General features: G+C 37.4%; 19 protein-coding genes. 3 read left to right on the plus strand and 16 right to left on the minus strand.

Translation table 11 applies throughout. The annotated features are described in order from the left end of the window. Positions 1 to 73: 73 nt before the first annotated feature. The 7 genes from ribD to AA0017_RS18105 form a co-directional block, all read right to left on the minus strand. On the minus strand, positions 74 to 1,165 hold the full coding sequence (ribD, locus tag AA0017_RS18075; protein ID WP_413376751.1) for a bifunctional diaminohydroxyphosphoribosylaminopyrimidine deaminase/5-amino-6-(5-phosphoribosylamino)uracil reductase RibD: 1,092 nt from the start codon (positions 1,163 to 1,165) through the stop codon (positions 74 to 76). Next, positions 1,158 to 1,910: a GTP cyclohydrolase II gene (locus AA0017_RS18080; RefSeq protein WP_413376753.1), complete on the minus strand. Its 753-nt coding sequence runs from the start codon at positions 1,908 to 1,910 to the stop codon at positions 1,158 to 1,160. The genes ribD and AA0017_RS18080 overlap by 8 nt, the downstream gene beginning before the upstream one ends. A gap of 120 nt (positions 1,911 to 2,030) precedes the next feature. Continuing rightward, positions 2,031 to 2,456 (minus strand): DoxX family protein, encoded by a 426-nt coding sequence (locus AA0017_RS18085; protein WP_413376755.1) that lies wholly within the window; start codon positions 2,454 to 2,456, stop codon positions 2,031 to 2,033. A gap of 383 nt (positions 2,457 to 2,839) precedes the next feature. Beyond that, the gene (locus AA0017_RS18090) at positions 2,840 to 3,676 is read right to left on the minus strand and encodes a radical SAM protein (protein WP_413382701.1); all 837 of its coding nucleotides are present in this window, start codon (positions 3,674 to 3,676) and stop codon (positions 2,840 to 2,842) included. Between the two features lie 1,479 nt (positions 3,677 to 5,155). Further along, positions 5,156 to 5,590, minus strand: coding sequence for a VOC family protein (locus AA0017_RS18095; RefSeq protein WP_413376757.1), 435 nt, complete (start codon positions 5,588 to 5,590; stop codon positions 5,156 to 5,158). A 118-nt stretch (positions 5,591 to 5,708) separates the two neighbouring features. Further along, positions 5,709 to 5,921, minus strand: coding sequence for a hypothetical protein (locus AA0017_RS18100; RefSeq protein WP_413376759.1), 213 nt, complete (start codon positions 5,919 to 5,921; stop codon positions 5,709 to 5,711). 149 nt (positions 5,922 to 6,070) lie between these two features. Further along, complete coding sequence (locus AA0017_RS18105; protein ID WP_413376761.1) at positions 6,071 to 6,508, minus strand: carboxymuconolactone decarboxylase family protein; 438 nt, start codon at positions 6,506 to 6,508, stop codon at positions 6,071 to 6,073. 290 nt (positions 6,509 to 6,798) lie between these two features. Here AA0017_RS18105 and speG point away from each other — a divergent pair, with 290 nt between their 5' ends. Then, positions 6,799 to 7,317: a spermidine N1-acetyltransferase gene (speG, locus tag AA0017_RS18110; protein WP_413376763.1), complete on the plus strand. Its 519-nt coding sequence runs from the start codon at positions 6,799 to 6,801 to the stop codon at positions 7,315 to 7,317. A gap of 163 nt (positions 7,318 to 7,480) precedes the next feature. On the opposite strand, the gene AA0017_RS18115 is transcribed toward speG, so the two are convergent. Continuing rightward, on the minus strand, positions 7,481 to 8,344 hold the full coding sequence (locus AA0017_RS18115) for a hypothetical protein (RefSeq protein ID WP_413376764.1): 864 nt from the start codon (positions 8,342 to 8,344) through the stop codon (positions 7,481 to 7,483). Continuing rightward, the gene (locus AA0017_RS18120; protein ID WP_413376766.1) at positions 8,331 to 9,269 is read right to left on the minus strand and encodes a WD40/YVTN/BNR-like repeat-containing protein; all 939 of its coding nucleotides are present in this window, start codon (positions 9,267 to 9,269) and stop codon (positions 8,331 to 8,333) included. Before AA0017_RS18120 ends, AA0017_RS18115 begins: the two co-directional genes overlap by 14 nt. A gap of 322 nt (positions 9,270 to 9,591) precedes the next feature. Between AA0017_RS18120 and AA0017_RS18125 the strand changes: the two genes are divergently transcribed. Together AA0017_RS18125 and AA0017_RS18130 are read left to right on the plus strand one after the other, a co-directional pair. Then, the gene (locus AA0017_RS18125; RefSeq protein WP_413376768.1) at positions 9,592 to 10,020 is read left to right on the plus strand and encodes an NUDIX hydrolase; all 429 of its coding nucleotides are present in this window, start codon (positions 9,592 to 9,594) and stop codon (positions 10,018 to 10,020) included. A 323-nt stretch (positions 10,021 to 10,343) separates the two neighbouring features. Further along, positions 10,344 to 11,561, plus strand: coding sequence for an IS110 family transposase (locus AA0017_RS18130; RefSeq protein ID WP_413376770.1), 1,218 nt, complete (start codon positions 10,344 to 10,346; stop codon positions 11,559 to 11,561). A gap of 494 nt (positions 11,562 to 12,055) precedes the next feature. Here AA0017_RS18130 and AA0017_RS18135 read toward each other — a convergent pair whose 3' ends face one another. The 7 genes from AA0017_RS18135 to AA0017_RS18165 form a co-directional block, all read right to left on the minus strand. Further along, positions 12,056 to 12,988 (minus strand): NADP-dependent oxidoreductase, encoded by a 933-nt coding sequence (locus AA0017_RS18135; protein ID WP_413376772.1) that lies wholly within the window; start codon positions 12,986 to 12,988, stop codon positions 12,056 to 12,058. A 45-nt stretch (positions 12,989 to 13,033) separates the two neighbouring features. Continuing rightward, on the minus strand, positions 13,034 to 13,318 hold the full coding sequence (locus AA0017_RS18140; protein WP_413376773.1) for a hypothetical protein: 285 nt from the start codon (positions 13,316 to 13,318) through the stop codon (positions 13,034 to 13,036). Between the two features lie 33 nt (positions 13,319 to 13,351). Next, positions 13,352 to 14,314, minus strand: a complete 963-nt coding sequence (locus AA0017_RS18145) for a TIGR03571 family LLM class oxidoreductase (RefSeq protein WP_413376775.1) — start codon at positions 14,312 to 14,314, stop codon at positions 13,352 to 13,354. A 19-nt stretch (positions 14,315 to 14,333) separates the two neighbouring features. Then, positions 14,334 to 14,672: an ArsR/SmtB family transcription factor gene (locus AA0017_RS18150; RefSeq protein ID WP_413376777.1), complete on the minus strand. Its 339-nt coding sequence runs from the start codon at positions 14,670 to 14,672 to the stop codon at positions 14,334 to 14,336. Positions 14,673 to 14,845: 173 nt separating this feature from the next. Beyond that, positions 14,846 to 15,871, minus strand: a complete 1,026-nt coding sequence (locus AA0017_RS18155; protein WP_413376779.1) for an LLM class flavin-dependent oxidoreductase — start codon at positions 15,869 to 15,871, stop codon at positions 14,846 to 14,848. Positions 15,872 to 15,971: 100 nt separating this feature from the next. Further along, positions 15,972 to 16,925: a nuclear transport factor 2 family protein gene (locus tag AA0017_RS18160; protein ID WP_413376781.1), complete on the minus strand. Its 954-nt coding sequence runs from the start codon at positions 16,923 to 16,925 to the stop codon at positions 15,972 to 15,974. A gap of 71 nt (positions 16,926 to 16,996) precedes the next feature. Then, positions 16,997 to 18,019 (minus strand): LLM class flavin-dependent oxidoreductase, encoded by a 1,023-nt coding sequence (locus AA0017_RS18165; RefSeq protein WP_413376783.1) that lies wholly within the window; start codon positions 18,017 to 18,019, stop codon positions 16,997 to 16,999. Positions 18,020 to 18,241: the final 222 nt, after the last annotated feature.

Below are 18,241 nucleotides of genomic sequence, written 5' to 3' on the forward strand. Positions count from 1 at the left end.
TTCGGCTCTTTTTATACATATTATTTAAAGAGACACCTATTTCTTATATCCTTTATTTTTTCATAATAGAAATTTATTTGTAATTTGGGTAGCCAATAAATTTAAAGTCGTTTCCTATTTTCGCAAAGTCTACATCTACAAGATTGACTGCATCTTGCATCTTCTCTACGCCTACTCCCTCTAAAAAAGTCGGTGCTAATTTTCCTCCAATTAATTTAGGAGCAAAATATAGGATGATTTTGTCAATTAATTGGCTCTCTAGAAAAGAAGCATTAATTGCTCCCCCTCCTTCAATCAATAATGAAGAGATTGAATTCTCACCTAAAATTTCAACAAGTTCAGTAAGGTCCACCGTGTTTTTTCCTTTAGTTGCAATAACCTTTTTTCCTAAAGCAATAAGCGTTTTTTGCTTATCGCAATCATAACTTTCACTTGTAAAGATCCATGTTTCAGCTTGATTATCCTGAATTACCTTTGAATCGATTGGAATCTTTAAAGTTGAGTCTACAATAACCCGAATTGGATTTCGACCATTTGGTATACGCGCCGTCAACTCTGGATTATCTTTTATTACCGTGTTTACCCCAACGAGAATCGCCATATTCTCATTTCTTAGGTGATGGACATCTAATCTAGCTTCTTCTGATGTGATCCACTTACTATCAGAGGAATACGTAGCAATCTTCCCATCTAGAGTAATTCCTGATTTCAGTGTAACAAACGGTCTTTGTTGAACAATAAATTTATTAAATACTTCATTCATCTTTTTAGCTTCATTTTCTAGGAATCCAATTATTACTTCAATCCCAGCATTTCGAAGGATTTCTACTCCGTTTCCTGAGACGACTGGATTTGGATCTAGAGTAGCAATAACTACTTTTTTTATCCCAGCCTCTACAATGGCTATTGCACATGGCCCTGTTCTCCCATGATGCGAGCAGGGCTCTAAAGTCACATAAAGTGTACCACCCCTTGCGTTTTCACCTGCCATTCGAAGAGCATGAATTTCAGCATGTGGTTCGCCTGCTTTGAGATGAACGCCTAGACCGATTACACGATTGTTGTTCACAATGACAGAACCGACCAAAGGATTTGGATCCGTTTGTCCTTTCATTGCTTTTGCATTATTTAAAGCTAAGTCCATATATAATTCATCACTAGTCATTAGGACAAGTCCCTTCTTTTATATGTCCAGAACGATTTATTTTTGTTTCAAGATACCTTTCATTGAATTCCGAAACATCTCCCCAAAGAGCTATTCTCCCAGAAACAGGAAGTCCAGATTGTTTTAAGGCTTCTAACTTTTTAGGGTTGTTCGTAATGAGTGTCACAGGCTTAGGACGCAATGCTTTTAGAACCTGTATCGCATCACTATAGTTTCTAGAATCATCCACAAACCCAAGTGCTTGGTTTGCCTCTACCGTATCATAATCATTTTCTTGAAGTATATAGGCCAACGCCTTACTAAATAGACCTATCCCTCTCCCTTCATGATTCGCTAAATAAAATAAAGCACCTGTTCCATGCTCGACTATCATTTTCATCGACTGCTTTAATTGATAACCACAATCACATCGTTTACTACCAAAAATATCGCCTGTATGGCAAATAGAATGCATTCTTATTAGTGCATCGTCTCCATGAGAAAAATCCCCGTATGTTAAAACACTCGACTGCTGTAATTCAGCCAAATTAACTGAAGATAACTTTTCAATAATTCGATCAAAATCATCTGTAACCTCATCACAGTTCAACCAAGAATACCATTGAAAGATAACCGTTTCTCCATCCAAATTAATCGGAAGTTTTATTGGTCCAACTAGATATATCGCCCCTTTATTTGTATTGATTAATTCAACTTTATCTTTTAGGATTGAATGAACCTTTGATCCAAACTTTGTATGAGTCATAAATTACTCCACCTTCTAGTTTCTCGTTTTAAGTTTTTAAACACTTGATTTTATTGGTGGTACTTCTGGTGAAACAGAAATATCATAACTCCAATATTTCTTATCTACTTTTTATTTTGCCTACATACTGGCTCTATTTTCGGATTCTTTTCCCTTGAATATAAGTTGATCTAAAGCAAGTGCCTTGGAGCCATTCATGGCAATAAATACAGCCATCGCTAATAAGGCTAAATCAAATTCGTATCCAGTCATTTCACCATTCCCTAAAAAGCCAGCCGCTAGTTTTACTTTTACAATGGCTCCAACCATTATTAAAGCTAATAGACCAGATACAACTCTGCTAAATAAACCAAGAATTAACGCAAGTCCCCCAATGAGTTCTACCAATGCTACAACTAAAGCTAAAAACCCCGGTAATCCAATACTGTCAAACCAGCCTGCTGTATTTTCAATTCCATCTTGAAATTTCACAAATCCATGTACAAAGAATATCAAACCTAATACCAATCTTAAAAATAATGTACCCATTTCATATTTATTTTTCATTTTATTTTTCCTCCAAAATTTTTTTATATGATATTTTTTTCCGAAGATAAATTATACAAATTCCCAATCGATAACCGAAGTGTCTTTATTTAAATTTATTCCGAATAGAAATAAATTGTTCTTATTAAAAAACAAATATCCCAAAAAAAGCATCCACCCTCCTTGGATTCAAATACGAATCTTTGTTGCTTATAAGATAACAACAATACATATAAATTGTCAATGTTTTACCTTTATCAAATAAAGCTGTTTCGTTACTAGGTTCTAGGATGAGTACTCCGCTATTGATTAAGTAACAAAACCCTTCAGCTGAATGTAACTGTCCTCATATTCTGTATAAGAAACGTTAAAAATATAAAAGTTGCAGGACTCGTATTAACTTTTTATGATTTTAATTTTGGAAAGGCTTCTTGTTTAGAAATGCGGACCATGTCACTAGGGTAAAATTTGTTGAAATATTTTTCTACCATTACATGTAAATCTTTTCGATACCACTTCAATAACCCTTCCTCCTCAAATAACTTTGGCATTCCTAACCTCTCAGAACGTCTCCCCATGGAACCATCCCCAATACTCAAAGTATCAATCCAAATATGTTTTACGCTCCCATCCAAAACGCTTGGAAAGTCAGGAGTAAATGGTAATACTGGCGATATCGAGGCTTGGGTAGATATTCCCGCCTCATAAATTTCTTTTAACGCTTTAATACGTAATTTGATTCCAGGAGCATAAGGAGAAAATAATTGCTTGATATCTTCTCTATCCGTTTCAACCGTCATGGATACAAGGAGATCACACTTTTCTTTTAGCTTCTTTAACAGATCAATGTCTCTAGTAATGAGCGGGCTCCTCGTTTGAATTTGAATAAAATCAGGAGGGTTTTCAATCATTTCTTCTAATAATCTTCGAGTAACCATCACCCTACGTTCGATTGGTTGATAAGGATCTGTCACAGAAGACATAAATATATTTATAGGCTTGTTTTTTTTGCGAAGCTTTATGATCTCATTTCGGTAATTATCCGCAGCATTAATTTTTATGTCGACCCATTCCCCCCAAGGAATTTCTTTAAATCTTTGGATCGGCATTTCTCTTACATAACAATACCTACAAGAAAACGCACATCCACTATATGGATTCAAAGAATGAGTAAAACCAACATCCAAATAACCCTTAGCTTCAGTCAGAATCTTCTTGGCATACGTTTCTTTTAATTCCATTCTCAAAATGAATACCTCCCATCTGTATATTTTATTAAAAATATAGAAACACTCACTTATCAAGCTAAACTGCCCCTGTCTGTTTTACTAACCTATTTTTTTGGAGCAGGGCCGAGCTGCCGAAGTACGAAAAGCGATTTCTGGAGCACAGCTGAAGCATACCTATTCGAGCTTCTGCTTGATTTAACTTATTTACTCAACTTTCGCAGCGTATGATTGATCCTTAATCGTTGATAGAGTTTGACTTTAGGCGATACAAGACTCAAATTGACTTTATATGAACGGTTCAATCGTTGACAGTCTGAACACATCTCTTCGTAGGCTGTTGAAGGAAACTGTTCAGTAAAATTAAGAGCTGCGGCTGTCGCTACCAAAACCATACTCCGCGTCCTGCGGGAACCTGGCGAGCCTCCTCGGCAAGCCTTGCGGGGTCTCGCTCCGCGGTTTACTCCCGCGGGAGTCTCTGTATGGTTTTGTCCGCTAAGTGTAGTGGAGATGCTTGATGATAGGGCCATTCTCAATCAGCTATTTCTAACGCAGAAGAACCTTCTTCTTCACTTTGTTGGTTATGGAAGGAGAAAAATCATTCTCAAGCTAATGTGCGTTGAAGGAATGACTCTTTTTTTATTCATTGAGAAAACTGAACCTAGATTCGATTCCATGATCTAGCGGACAAACAGACACGGAGACTCCCGCCGGAATAAACCGTCCAATGAGACCCCGCAAGCGTGAAACGCTGAGGAGGCTCATGAGGTTCCGGCAGGACGCGGAGTGTCTGTTTGGGAGCGACAGCCGGAGGGCAGCATATTATCTTTTTCTTGATGCACAATTTATCCGTTTTGTGTAATAGTACGTTCTCGCTTTTCAAACGTGTCAAGGGCATTTGTTTAAGAGCTTCCCTTTCGCTCGGTCAACTAGTTGAACGGATTTTCTCGATGCGAAATTTGAGTTGTTTATATAAACCAACATAGCGATACAAAAGACGCCCCGACACCAGCTAGAATGAAAACTTAAGTTGGCACTGCTATTTCCCAGCGGAAGAAATAACGCGGAGACTCCCGCGGGGTTTAGGAGCAGGGCTGAGACCCCACAGGCCAGGCCGAGGAGGCTCAGCGCTCCCCGCAGGACGCGGAGCGTTATTTCTGCAGCGACAGCGGAAGCCTCTCCCTTTAATATTTATCCACCTGTATACCTACCTCCTATGTCCTTAAATTCATCAATATATCCTCAGTTTTCCTCTCTCTTCAACAACAAACTTACCCTCTAACGAAATAACCATGTGTCACTCAATCGTTCATTAATCTACATAGTGTTGAAAAATAAAATCATTTCATTTTTAACACAAACCCAATCACCACCTATCAATAAACAGATAGGTGGTTACTAAAGTTATTTTAAAAATGCAATGAGGTTATCCGTTAAAGTTAAGGAATCCATTTTTGGATACTATTTTTTAGGGTTATATTAATAAACCCATGTTTAACTCTTCTTTTTTTCCTCCCAGAGCTTTATACGTTCTTCATGACTAACTTCTTTATGGACTTGATGTAGCATCCATACATAACCAAATGGATCCGTAAATATCGCATTCGATACTCCGTAATCATGAATCTCAGTCACTGGTTGAATCTCTGTACAACCTAAATCCATCGCCTTTGTATAGGTTTCCTTAATGTTTGGAACCGTCACATTAACCCAACTAGTTTTAGGGTCATCAGGACTTGGTGCGATTAAATGGAAGTCTGGGTTTTCATCTAACATATGAAAGTGAACGTTATAAAGGCTAAAAACAACCTCATTTTCACCACGCGGAAAATCTGAAACCTCAATACGCTCGATATCAAATATATTTTCGTATAATTCCAATGCTTTTAAGCTATCTTTCACAACCATATCAAGTTCTACACCAACCATAATGAACACACTCCCTTTACAAGTTAATAAATTATATTTACCTCACTATCTTCTCCAGCTTATCAATTAAAGTATACCAAATTCAATATTAATAGTACGGTAAATATATTTGTTTATGCTAATCTGCCCCTATCTCTTTTCCTTTTAACCATGGGCCTATTCGCTCAATACGATTTGTCCAAATTCCTCCGCTAAAATTGTCTGGAAGTCTTGATAGATCATTAACTTCATCAAAACCTTCTGACCAACCACCGTCCCCAGCAACTACAATCACTCGAGTGTCCACCGAATCCATTCGATGATAAACGATTTCACAATGCCAATGGTACAACTGTTTTATCTTCTCTTGAACCAAGGGAAATGGAAATTTTACGTTAAAATGGATTTGAGAGAGAATGGATGTACTAGGGGGGAATTTAATCATCTTCTAACTGTTTTCGCCTACAATCGCTTATTAAAAAACATTCACAGTAATTACTTTTAAGTGGCTCTGTTACCCATAGCAATAGAAATTCTATTCCAACTGTTGATTTGATTAATGATCAGTACAAGATCAACAAACTGTTTCTCATCATAGTGTTCACATACTCGTTGATAAAGCTCATCTGGAACACGTTTGGTTGGAATTAATGTCACATGCTCTGCCAGTTCTAAAGCTACTTTTTCTGCCTCTGTATAAAAATCACACTCTTGCCAAGCACTAACGCAGTATATTCTTTGTTCTGTTTCACCCATTTTTCGAGAGTCTACTGTATGCATATTCAAACAATAGGCACAGCCATTCATTTGAGAAACACGAATTTTAATAAGCTCACGAAGTTTTCGTTCGATTCCTGTCTTTTTCGTGTATTTTTCCATATCCATCATAATGTTTATACCATCAGGTGCAATCTCATAGTAAGAAACTCTTTGACTCATAAAGCAACACCCCTTAATTTAGTATAAGGCTATTATATACCTTCGCAAGGAACAATTACATAAAAAATCCATTTAAACTTTATTTTTCCACCGTTGATTAAACGTATCATTCAGATAACTTTTAAAAATCCTCCAACCAACCCTTTTACTTGACGCTTAACATTTTCCTTTATACAATAGGAAAATGAATGAATATCATTCATTTACTACTGAAAGATTGCTCATTAACGGTACCTACTTATATATATTATGAAAAATTCTTAAGCTCAAATGATTAGAGGTGAAAGCAAATGACGTTGAAACAAACAAATACGGTTAAATTAAGACCGCTAGAACGAGAAGATTTAAAATATGTTCATAAGTTAAGCAACGATGCGAGAATCATGTCCTATTGGTTTGAAGAGCCGTACGAAGCCTTTGTTGAGCTACAAGATTTATTTGACAAACATATTCACAAACAAAATGAACGACGCTTCATTATAGAAGATCATGCTGAAATAATTGGGTTAGTCGAATTAGTTGAAATTGATTATATTCATCGTAGAGCAGAATTCCAAATTATTATCGATCCTCATGCACAAGGAAAAGGATATGCCTTAACAACCACACATTTAGCAATGAAATACGCGTTCCATATTTTAAATTTGCACAAGCTCTATTTACTCGTCGATACAGAAAACCATAAAGCCATTCACATTTATAAGAAAGCCGGCTTTCAAATTGAGGGAGAATTAAAAGATGAGTTTTTTGTAGAAGGTCAATACCGTGATGCGTTCAGAATGTATATTTTCCAAGAAGGTTTTAAGTAACAATTATAAAACCTATCTAATGAAGTTCATTTAACAAATGATATCAAATGGCTAAATTCCTCAATGTTTCCCCTCTTTTTTAATAATACGCTGACCTCCAGTGAGTTAGAGCTTTGCTGTACTGGGGGCCAGTTATCCTTTTTATTCCCTTATGCCTAACGGTTTAGTTTTCCTCATAGTCTCCTATCCTCTCTAAAACAAATGGTACCGTTTTATCCATTGTTGCTTCATACAACGTTATATTTCCAGAAGCAGGTATGGAGGCCTCTGTATGGAAATTAAAGTTTTCATTTAAAGATAGTGTCCAAGCTGCTTCATCATCTTTTTTTAAAACAATCGCCAACGTACCAAATTGAAAGACGTTTTCCCAGGTAAATAGTTCCCTATCTCCATCCATGATCACCGAGATTCCTTCCGAGGTGCTCATGACCTCCACTCCCGTCCCTTGCCAAACACCATGTATCTCTGGACCCACATAATAATAGGAGCCTCCTCTTCCACGCTCACCATAAGTTCCAATAAATTGTTGTAACATCCCATCTGCAGCCGTATATGTTACGGCTGCAACGTCCTTTGCTAACCAATCCACCTTAAACTCTCCATTTGTCTCATAAGGCAAGACTTCGATTGGTCTCCCTAAAATACCGAAGTAGGAGCGATAATAAACCGTTTCTCCTGTTTTTGGATCTTCTTTCAAGGAAAGAACTTGTTTAAAATTAGGAGAAATGCTCGTTATATTCTTTATATCTTGATTACTCATAAATAAGAGAACAATTTGAATAAGAAGAAGGCTCGAAACAATACTTGCCCCTATGACCAATTGTTTTTTTGAAAAAGAGAGTAATAGAAAAAGAGCTAGCGCTAAACAAATCACACACAAAATGGTAATCACATAAAAGAGCCGGTTATCGATATATTCCACTTGAAATCTATGATGAGCGTAGAAATATGCTATTTGTACGGTAAAAAAGCCAATGCTTATAAGAAACAAGATTGCTCCAATAATTTTTCCTTTAGTTGGTTTCATTTAGCTCTACCTCCTGAGCAAACTCCCACGTTAGTCCATCATCCAGCGAAATAAATTTCCCTTTCACCTTACCACCTATATAGTCACCATTTGGTCCTTGGTTAAGCAAAATAACGAGATGATCATCTTCTTTTTTTGGTGTTTCTGCCACTATAAATATTTCTTTGAACTCCTCTGGGACAGCAATCATCGCTTCCATCCACGTTTCTCCACCATCCTGGGTAACGTAGAGAGCTGGTTCTTCTGGATTAAAGCCACCGAAGGAAAGAAAACCAGTCGATTCATCTACAAAACCACCATCCACGATTAACCTCGCAGTATCTGGGAGATTTGTTCCTTCCCAATGGTCACCTCCATCCTTCGTAATAAAAACAAAGGTCGCCTCAAAGGACATGGTCCTTTCACCTGTAACGATTACATATCCAAAATGCTCATCTATAAAATCGATTTTTCTAAAACGTAAAGAAGGATAAGGTCCTCCAACACCTATCTCTTCCCACGTATCCCCTTGATCTAACGTTCGCATGATAAATACGTCTTTCGAACCAGCCTCCCCCTCGGAAAAAATAAAAGCTGTTTGTGCTTCCGTCAGTAAAAAACTATTTTCGATTAACCTTTGTTTGTCTCCAGTATACTCCCCTTGAAATAGCATGTCCTTTTCAATGGGAACTTCTACCCAATCATTTCCGCTATTAAACGTCACATGGAGTGCATCATATTGTAAAGAGTAACTGATCGGATCATTGGTAACGGGATATAAGATTAACTCCGAATCTTCTTGTTCTTCGGCATCATCTTGATTTTCAACCTGATTTAGTAAGGCTTGCTGTCTCGGAATCACCGGCTCTAACCTTTGAAAAAACACAGTCGCAATCATTAAAGAAACGACCATCAATAGAGAAACACTAAGAATCCATCTTTTCACGAAAACGACTCCTTTTATAGTTCTACTTTCTATTTTCATATTCTTAACATACTTTTTATGGTGAAAAGCATTAATAACCATAGCTTCATCTATTAAAAAAATTCACCCTCCAAAAAAATCCTCTTCAATACAATAATACCAAATTTCACCTATCAATATAGAGCTAATTTTCTAAGATTAATAGAAAAGCTGACCAAATGAAGTAGTCTTGGTTTACCATTTTCAAAATCATGATAAGTAATTTGGGATTTAATGTTAAAATAAATGATGGTAATTCTTTATTTATCGATGCAGTTACCGGAAGAAGGGGGTTGAAAATCAGATGAAAAAAGGGCAAATTCGAGCCATTGCTATTTGTCTATTCAGGAAAAACGATTTAATACTTGTTTGCGAAGGGTTTGACGAGTTAAAGCAAGAATATTATTATCGTCCAATTGGTGGAGGGCTAGAGTACGGAGAAACCAGTTCTCATGCATTAAAGAGAGAAGTTCTTGAAGAAATTGGAGCAAGCATAACAAATGAAAAGTTTTTAGGAGCCATTGAAAATATCTTTACATATAACGGAGACCTTGGGCATGAAATAGCCTTTGTATATGACGCAGAATTTGTTGACAAGTCCTTTTATGAGAAACCTTCTTTTATGGGGGTGGAGGATAATGGAGTGCCGTTTAAATTATATTGGAAGCCTATTAGCGAATTTAAAAATAAAAAGATAGTGTTAGTTCCAGAACAATTATTAACTTTGCTTTAACATTGGTTGAAAACTTTTATTATGCTAACAGATACATAATTTCAAAAAGGGATAAAATATGAGTAAACATACTAAGATTAGTGGGTAAGATCATCGACGGATGATTTTACCCACTATTTTTCTTTTAGGAGTATAGTGAGAGGTGAAAGAAAGCTCGACCAAAGCCTCAGGGATTCAGAATCCGGAAATCAAACCGAGCTTCTTCACTTTCATTACTGAATCAGTTTTAAGTATGTTGGGGCCATTGAGCTCGTGTATAGGAAATGGGAATCGGAATGAATAAGTGAAGAACTTTCAACTTTCGTATGAAAAGAGGAGAAAACATGGAATTTGTAACTGCTTTAGATGTTTCAATGGGGAGAAGTTATGTCGTCATCTATCAAAATCAAACATGCATTTATGAACAAGAGATTGCCCATAATCTTAAAGGGTTTCAACAGCTGCTCCATCAAATTCAAAGCCTCCCTGGGAAGGTGACAGTGGTTTTCGAATCCACAGGTATTTACTCAAAGCCGGTTGAAACATTTTGCCAAAAGAATGCACTGCCTTATTGTCTCTTAAACCCCTTGGCAGCTAAAAAGCAACTCGAACAAAATACACTCAGAAGTTGGAAGACGGACAAGCACGATGCACATATGTTAGCTCAATCTCACACCCATCACAGAAGAGAAGAAAAGATCCATCCATCGGATGTCTATCAAAATCTGCGTGATTTCTCTCGCTTTTATCAAGAAATAGAGGAACAAATTAAACGTATGCGTATGTACTTACACAATGCCCTGCATATGAGTTTTCCAGAGCTTGAACAGTTCTTCTCAAATAGACTCACCCCATACGCGTTAACACTGATTGAACTGTTCCCTCACCCTGATCTTGTTTTAGGTTCCAGTATTACAAAGATTAAGGATCTTTTAGTGAATCACACGAAGAAAAAAATATCACAGGAACGAGCGAAACAAAAAGCCATAACCATTATGGAGTACGCACAATCATCGTATCCAGCTGTGCCGTCCAACAGTGTTCAAACTCAAAAAGTACAGTACTATGCACGTCAGCTACTTCACCTATTAGAAGAAAAAGAACACGCGTCCCGAGCGATGATTGCAGAAGCTAAAACCCTTCCTGAATTCGAACGGCTCATCAGCTTTCCTGGTATCGGTGAGATAAGTGCTGCCCTGCTCATGGGGGAACTAGGTGATGTATCCCGCTTCTCCACCCATAAACAAGTGAATGCCTTTGTTGGAATTGATATTCGAAGATATCAATCAGGTAAATATCATGGACAGGACCATATCAATAAACGCGGAAATCCCAAAGGGAGAAAGATTTTATATATAATTATCCGAAACATGATTCGCCAACAAAAGGCAGCTCCCAATCACATTGTCGATTACTATTACAAATTAAAAAAGCAACCTACCCCCAAGAAGGACAAGGTTGCCATTGTCGCTTGTATGAACAAGCTTATAAAGTGTATTCATTCCATGGTTAGAAATGATACAAAGTACGATTACTCGCACGCGGTCTCAACGGACCAATAAAAGTATTATATCACATGAACCTCATTTTAAATGAACTAGACTTGAGGTTTATTTCTTATGCCTAATCATACGTAGTCGTACTAGAAAATAAAATAAGTAGTATCCTCCTACGTTAGATTACCCAACAAAAAGTCTAATTTTATTCAGTTGATCAGCAAGTGCTTTTTAATTTCTGCAGGGCCCTCCGGGCCCTGCAGAAATTAATTACCTTAACCTACATGGATCAGAAACCCCTTGACTAAACGTAGGAAAGAGGCTGGGACAAAACCCTTCTCTTATATGAAAAGCCGGTATGAATGTAACCGGCTTTCGTTCTATTTATTGGAAACGAAGTGGATGATGATGAATGGCTTTTTATTCATCGCTCCCGAAAATCATGCTCTTTCACCTATGAATTTAGGTTTTCTCTTCCCAAACTGAACCTGTTCTCAATTAACTTGAGAGCTTTACAAATAAATGAAAGTGAGTATCTACTCTTCGTTTTAACGCTATTATTACTCTTTTATCTTCAAAACAATCTTCCCTCTTGCATGTCCTTCTTCACTACGCTCATGAGCCTTACGCACTTCCGATAATGGAAAGATCGTATCAAAGTAGGCTTTTACACTTCCATTTTCATATAACTTCACGACCTCGATAAGATCCTCTCGATTCATGTCCATATCCCAAAAATAAGCTTTAATATTTTTCTCCTTCGCTTTTTCTTCATCGACTCGACTTCGAATCGAAACGAGATGTCCTCCTGCTTTTAACACATCATAACTCCGCTCTAACGTGTCTCCACCTCGTGTATCTAACACAATGTCATAGTCTGAAATAACATTCGTAAAATCTTCCTTGCGGTAATCAATGAGTTCGTCTGCACCGATCAGTCTTAAAAAATCATGATTATGTTCACTCGCAGTGGTAGCGACATAAGCTCTATTTGCTTTGGCCAATTGAATAGCGAAAATCCCAATACCACCTGCGCCACCATGGATGAGTATTCGATCACCTTGTGAAATATTTGCATTTTTAACCAAAGCTTGATAAATCGTTAAACCATTAATAGGAATCGTTGCCGCTTCTTCAAAAGAAAGTGAATCTGGCATTTTAATCACTGTTTCTTCATTCACCACAGTGTATTCAGCATATCCTCCATTCTTTTCTAAATCTTGTATTGCAACAACCGCATCGCCTGTTTTAAATAATTGAACGTTTCTTCCAACTTTACGTACAACTCCAGAGATGTCCCACCCCAAAACAAACGGCTTAGGATGTTGACGTTTTCCCTCTTGTTCTCCAAGACGAACATGAAAATCATATGGGCTGATTCCTACATTTTCTACCTCAATTAATACTTCGTTTTCTCCTACTTCTGGTACTTCTAGATCATACTCTTGCAAAACCTCAGGACCACCGAATGCATCAAATGCAAAAGCCCGCATAGTTATACCTCCTTGATTTTATAAAGAAACCAACTTAAAAAAACTCTATTTGATTATTTCAGCATGGTTGTTTATCGTACTCCAAAACTGATGCAGGTTATCACTCACCTTACCCTTCCCCAATTTTCCAGTACCCTTTTGATCTCCGTAGACAAATTGAAGAAATTGGAGAACATATTTTCTTCTAACTGTAATCTCTTCTATTTTCTTGTTATAAAACCAATTTTCAATCGTGTTATAGACTCCCCGATTAATACCATACTGACCTTGACAATACCTAAAAAAATCCAAATCTGTTTTATTTATAATATTGTCACTAAATTCCTTCATAACCATACTCCTAAGCATCATTCTTTCAACCTTTTATATATTAAACTCATGGGTTGGAAAATGGGGTAATACCTCTTCTCCAATTTCCTGAACCATTTCTTCCATTGGCCGTCTAGCGAAATATGGAACGAATACTAGATGGTTTACGCCAATTTCTTGAAATTTATAGAGTAATTCTAACAAATGGTTTCGACCTAGCTGGTAACCTAAGGGTATTTGCGTTGGATATTTATCGGGATTTTCCGATAAGTCGATGAATAATGTTTGCGTAAATGGTTTAAATATCCCTGGTTGTTTTATTTCAGAAAGTGTGCGGTAATCATTGATTAATGAAGCTTGCTCCGCGATGCTTCTTGGGTATTGAATCCAACCATCACCATGTTCGGCGATCCACTCGATCGATTGTTGGCTAAATCCTGTCACCATCGTCGGAATCGAAGTAACTGGCTTAGGCATTAGCTTCATGCTTTTTCCATCGATCGAACCCAATTCTGAATCTATCGATGGGTTTTCTTCTTTTAATAATCGCTCTAGAAAATCAAAGCTCTCCCGAAATAATTCCCCTCTACTTTCTCGATCTACTCCCAAAGCCGTATAATCTTTTTGACGATCCCCTGAAGCAATTCCCATAATAATTCTATCAGGGAACAATTGGTCGATAGATGTTGCTTCTTTTGCCACCCGAACAGGATGACGCAACGGAAGTACAACACTTGAAGTACCTATGGCAATATGTTCGGTACGTGCAGCAAGGTAAGTAAAATAAATCCATAGATCATATACTTGTCCTTGATCATTGATTTTCAAGTCCTGCATAGTAACATCTCTTAACCAAATCGCTGAAAATCCATAATCCTCTATCTTACGGGCGAGTTCTACCGTATTTGCCATTTTGGGAAGCTCCGTTGACATAGGTTCAAAAGGTGTTGTAAATCCAAGGGTCATTTTATCTTTTTGATACACTCGATTAAATGCCCCATTCTGCTCTAGGCCCAATTTAATTCCTCCTCATGCATTACAGGCTCTCCCCAATAAAACTTTCTAATTGTCTAATTACCTTTTCGCTCCTTCGGTAATACGTCCACTGTCCAATTCGTTTCATTTCCAAAAGTCCACTTTTCTGTAACAGTGACAAATACTGCGAAGTTGTTGACTGTCCTAAATTAATTTTATCCCGAATATCTTTGACACATACACCTCCCAGAAATTCCTCCTTCTCCTTATGAGCTTGAGGAGGGAAATTCTTATCCGGTTCTTTTAGCATTTGTAAAATGATTAATCTAGTGTTATTGGATAAGGCTTTAAACATATCCACAAATTTCTCATCCATCATTCCCTGTTGCCCCTCCTTCATTTATTGATCTCCTTTCTTTAGAACTTACAGATGATCTTCTCCACATCATCTGCTGAAATAAAAGATCAGTCAATGAAGAAGATCATCAAACAATCGAAAAAAGTGTTCTCGATTTCCATCGATAAAAGAATTTTCCTTTCCTATCCCAATATCACAGTAACTTAGATTTTCTGTTACGACAGATTTTGTAGTTGAAAGATTTCAGATATAATCTCATAAGATCTGATTCGTGCTTGCTGATCATATACTTCTGATTGAACGAGCACTTCATCAGCAGATGTACGACGAATCAAGTCTTCTATTTTTTCTTTAACGGTTTGTCTATCCCCGATAATCATTTCGGCTAGTTGCGATTGTACAGCCGACCTCTCATATTTACTCCACCCTTGATTCCACAATTCAGTCATACTAATTGGAGGTTGAAGAGATCTCGGTGCTCCACGCGATTCAAATAAATATTTTTGATATAAAGAAGAGGATAATTCGGAAGCTTCTTCCATCGTTTCTGCTGCAAAGGCACTTACTGCGACCATAACATAAGGCTTATCTAAATGAACGGAAGGTTGAAAGCTATTTCTGTATGTTTTCAAGGCTAGTTCCAAGTTATCTGGTGACCAGTGACTCGCAAATGAGAATGGCAATCCTAATTTCCCAGCCAATTGGGCGCTATAAGTACCTGAACCATGAAACCAAATGGGAACTTTTGTATTCTCACCAGGTATTGCATGGAATTCAAAATGACCATCTGAAGTAACCGTTCCAGAACCGTGTAAATAACTGTACAGTTCTTGAACTTTATCTATATATTCGGGCGAGTTCTCTGTCTGTGGATTCAATACATACGCTGTATTACGATCCGTTCCAGGTGCTCGGCCTAGTCCTAAATCGATTCTACCTGGAAAATAAGATTCTAATACCCCAAATTGTTCCGCAACAGATAAAGCCGAGTAATGAGACAGTAAAGTCGCTGCTGACCCAACTCGGATTGAGTTCGTAACAGAAGCAACACGCCCGATCACTAATGATGACGCAGAGCTAGCCATTCCTGCCCAGTTGTGATGTTCTGTTAACCAATACCTTTTATAACCAAACGCCTCAACATTCTTTGCTAGATTTAATGTGTTTTCCAAAGCTTCTTTTGCAGACTCTCCTTCTATAATCGAAGACGGGTCCAAGACGGATAGGGAAATGTTTTTCAAGATAAATTCCTTCTTTCATTTATAGTGAACAGTTGGATTTGCTATATATCACATAACCAAAATTTAAATTCTCTTTTTTTCATACTCAGAATGTCACCTACTACTGAATTTCAAACAATTGTCCCTCTGTATAACTGAATTTTTCAAGTTTCCACATACCGTCCTCGCGGCGTAATGAGCAATTATAAGTTGCACCAAAAATATTTCTGTCTAGTGTTTCTTTTGTTACATTGTATGGAACTAAACGATATATTTGCAAGGCAGCTTTATCCCCGTTTACTTCAATTCGGTAATCACCGATCACATGATGAAGATCGACACGTCCAGTTCGAAACGTCTGAACGGTCGTCATGAAATTTCTTCGTCCAATTACTTCACCAAACGGTACTACATCTGTCACGATATCCTCTGTCAAAATATCGGCAAGCAAGCTAATATCCCACTGATCAACGGCCCAAGTATAGCGAGTAAAAACGTCTAAGATTCGAACTTCATCAGAATACGCCTCCTCAGGATGAGGTATAGCATGCCATGGTGCATCGATACCACTAATAATATAAGGTAATTTTACATTTGGATTCCAACCTAATGAATCTCTTGGATTTTCCCATTCCCTAATCATTTGATGATTTCCTATTTTCCAGTCTAATTCATAACGTATAGTTGCGATTTTCCAACCTTCATCCGTGTGCTGATACGTATTAGCATAATGACCACTAAACCAACTTGACTCTAATCGCCCTCCCCGATCATCTGCAACGATTGCCGTAAGATATGCACTTTGCTGAGCGGTTCCTGCTGCAACTGCAATATACTCATTCCCTATAAAATGTCGTGCGATATCAGCAGCGACCAACGAATTGGATAATCCTTCTATCATTGCATCTCGACTTTCGAAATTTCCATGATTACTAAAACTCGCTTTTACCTCTTCTAAAAATAAATGTTTGATGGATGAGAGGTCACCAGCTTCATACGCTTTTGCAAACTGAGAAAAGACCTCACTAATTTCATCGCGATTGGATTGTTTCATTTTTTGATTAACCGTACTCATTATTCATTCCCCCTAGAATTTTATCTCACATTAACTAACAGCTACCTCCACTGAATGTTCGTTTGAATTTATCAATCTTTATTTATGAACTCACTGATAATTTCATATGATTTTAGACGATCCTCATGATTATAAATATAAGATGTCAGCATTATTTCATCTATTTGAGCATTATCTATAAATTTCTCGAGTTTTTCTTTAACTGTTTGAGGGCTACCTACAATACTTCCATTTATTGATTGATAGACGGCCGCTTTCTCATGTTCGTTCCAGACCGTATTCATATCCCTTGCTGGTTGGATAGCCACCGGATTACCGCGAACAAGTCCGAGAAAATGTTGTTCTGTTGAAGAGAACAAGAATTGTGCTTCTTCATCGGTATCTGCCGCTGTAAGATTCATCCCCATCATGACATATGGTTTCTCTAATAGCTCTGAAGGTCTAAAATTCTCTCTATATGCCTGAATAGCAGGAAATGTATAAGATGGAGAAAAATGACCAGCGAATGAAAATGGAAGGCCAAGATGGGCTGCCAAATGGGCACTAAAATCACTTGACCCTAATAGCCATATAGGGATTTGTAATCCTTCACCTGGAATAGCTTTTACTGGATTATTTGAAGCAAATTTAGCTGGATCAAAATAAGCCATCAATTCATTCACTTGATCAGGAAATTCAACATTTCTATTTCTTCTTAAAGCACTTGCTGTTAATTGATCAGTACCTGGTGCACGCCCCAACCCTAAATCGATCCGGTTAGGATATAAGGACTCTAATGTGCCAAATTGCTCTGCAATGACTAAGGAAGAGTGGTTAGGTAACATAATTCCACCAGAACCAAGTCGAATCTTTGATGTTCCAGCCGCTATATAGCTCAAGAGAACCGATGTAGCTGAGCTTGCGATTGGCTTCATATTATGATGTTCTGCTACCCAGTACCGATTGTACCCCCAGTTTTCCGCATGCTGTGCCAAGTCAAGCGTGTTTCGAAAAGCATCAGCTGGTGTGCTTCCTTCACTGACTGTCGCCAAGTCAAGTATAGAGATTGGAATAGAACCCAGTTGTTTTTTTGATGTATTATTTTCTTTAGACATAATTTTGTCCTCCTCTTTTTTAAATAAAAAATAGTGAATGACGCATAAACCAATAATCATAAGTGAAACTTCAATCAGTAGAGGTTTACTTCCCCAAACCAACGAATATCAAAGACCCTATAACTTATTAAGTCACTTACTCTAAAAATCTATATATCTAGAATTACCAATATATTAGTTAAAAAACATATGAAAATGATTCTTTTTCGAAATCACCTCCTT

This window comes from Alkalihalobacillus phoenicis (assembly GCF_047302405.1).
Taxonomy (GTDB): domain Bacteria; phylum Bacillota; class Bacilli; order Bacillales; family Bacillaceae_D; genus Alkalihalobacillus.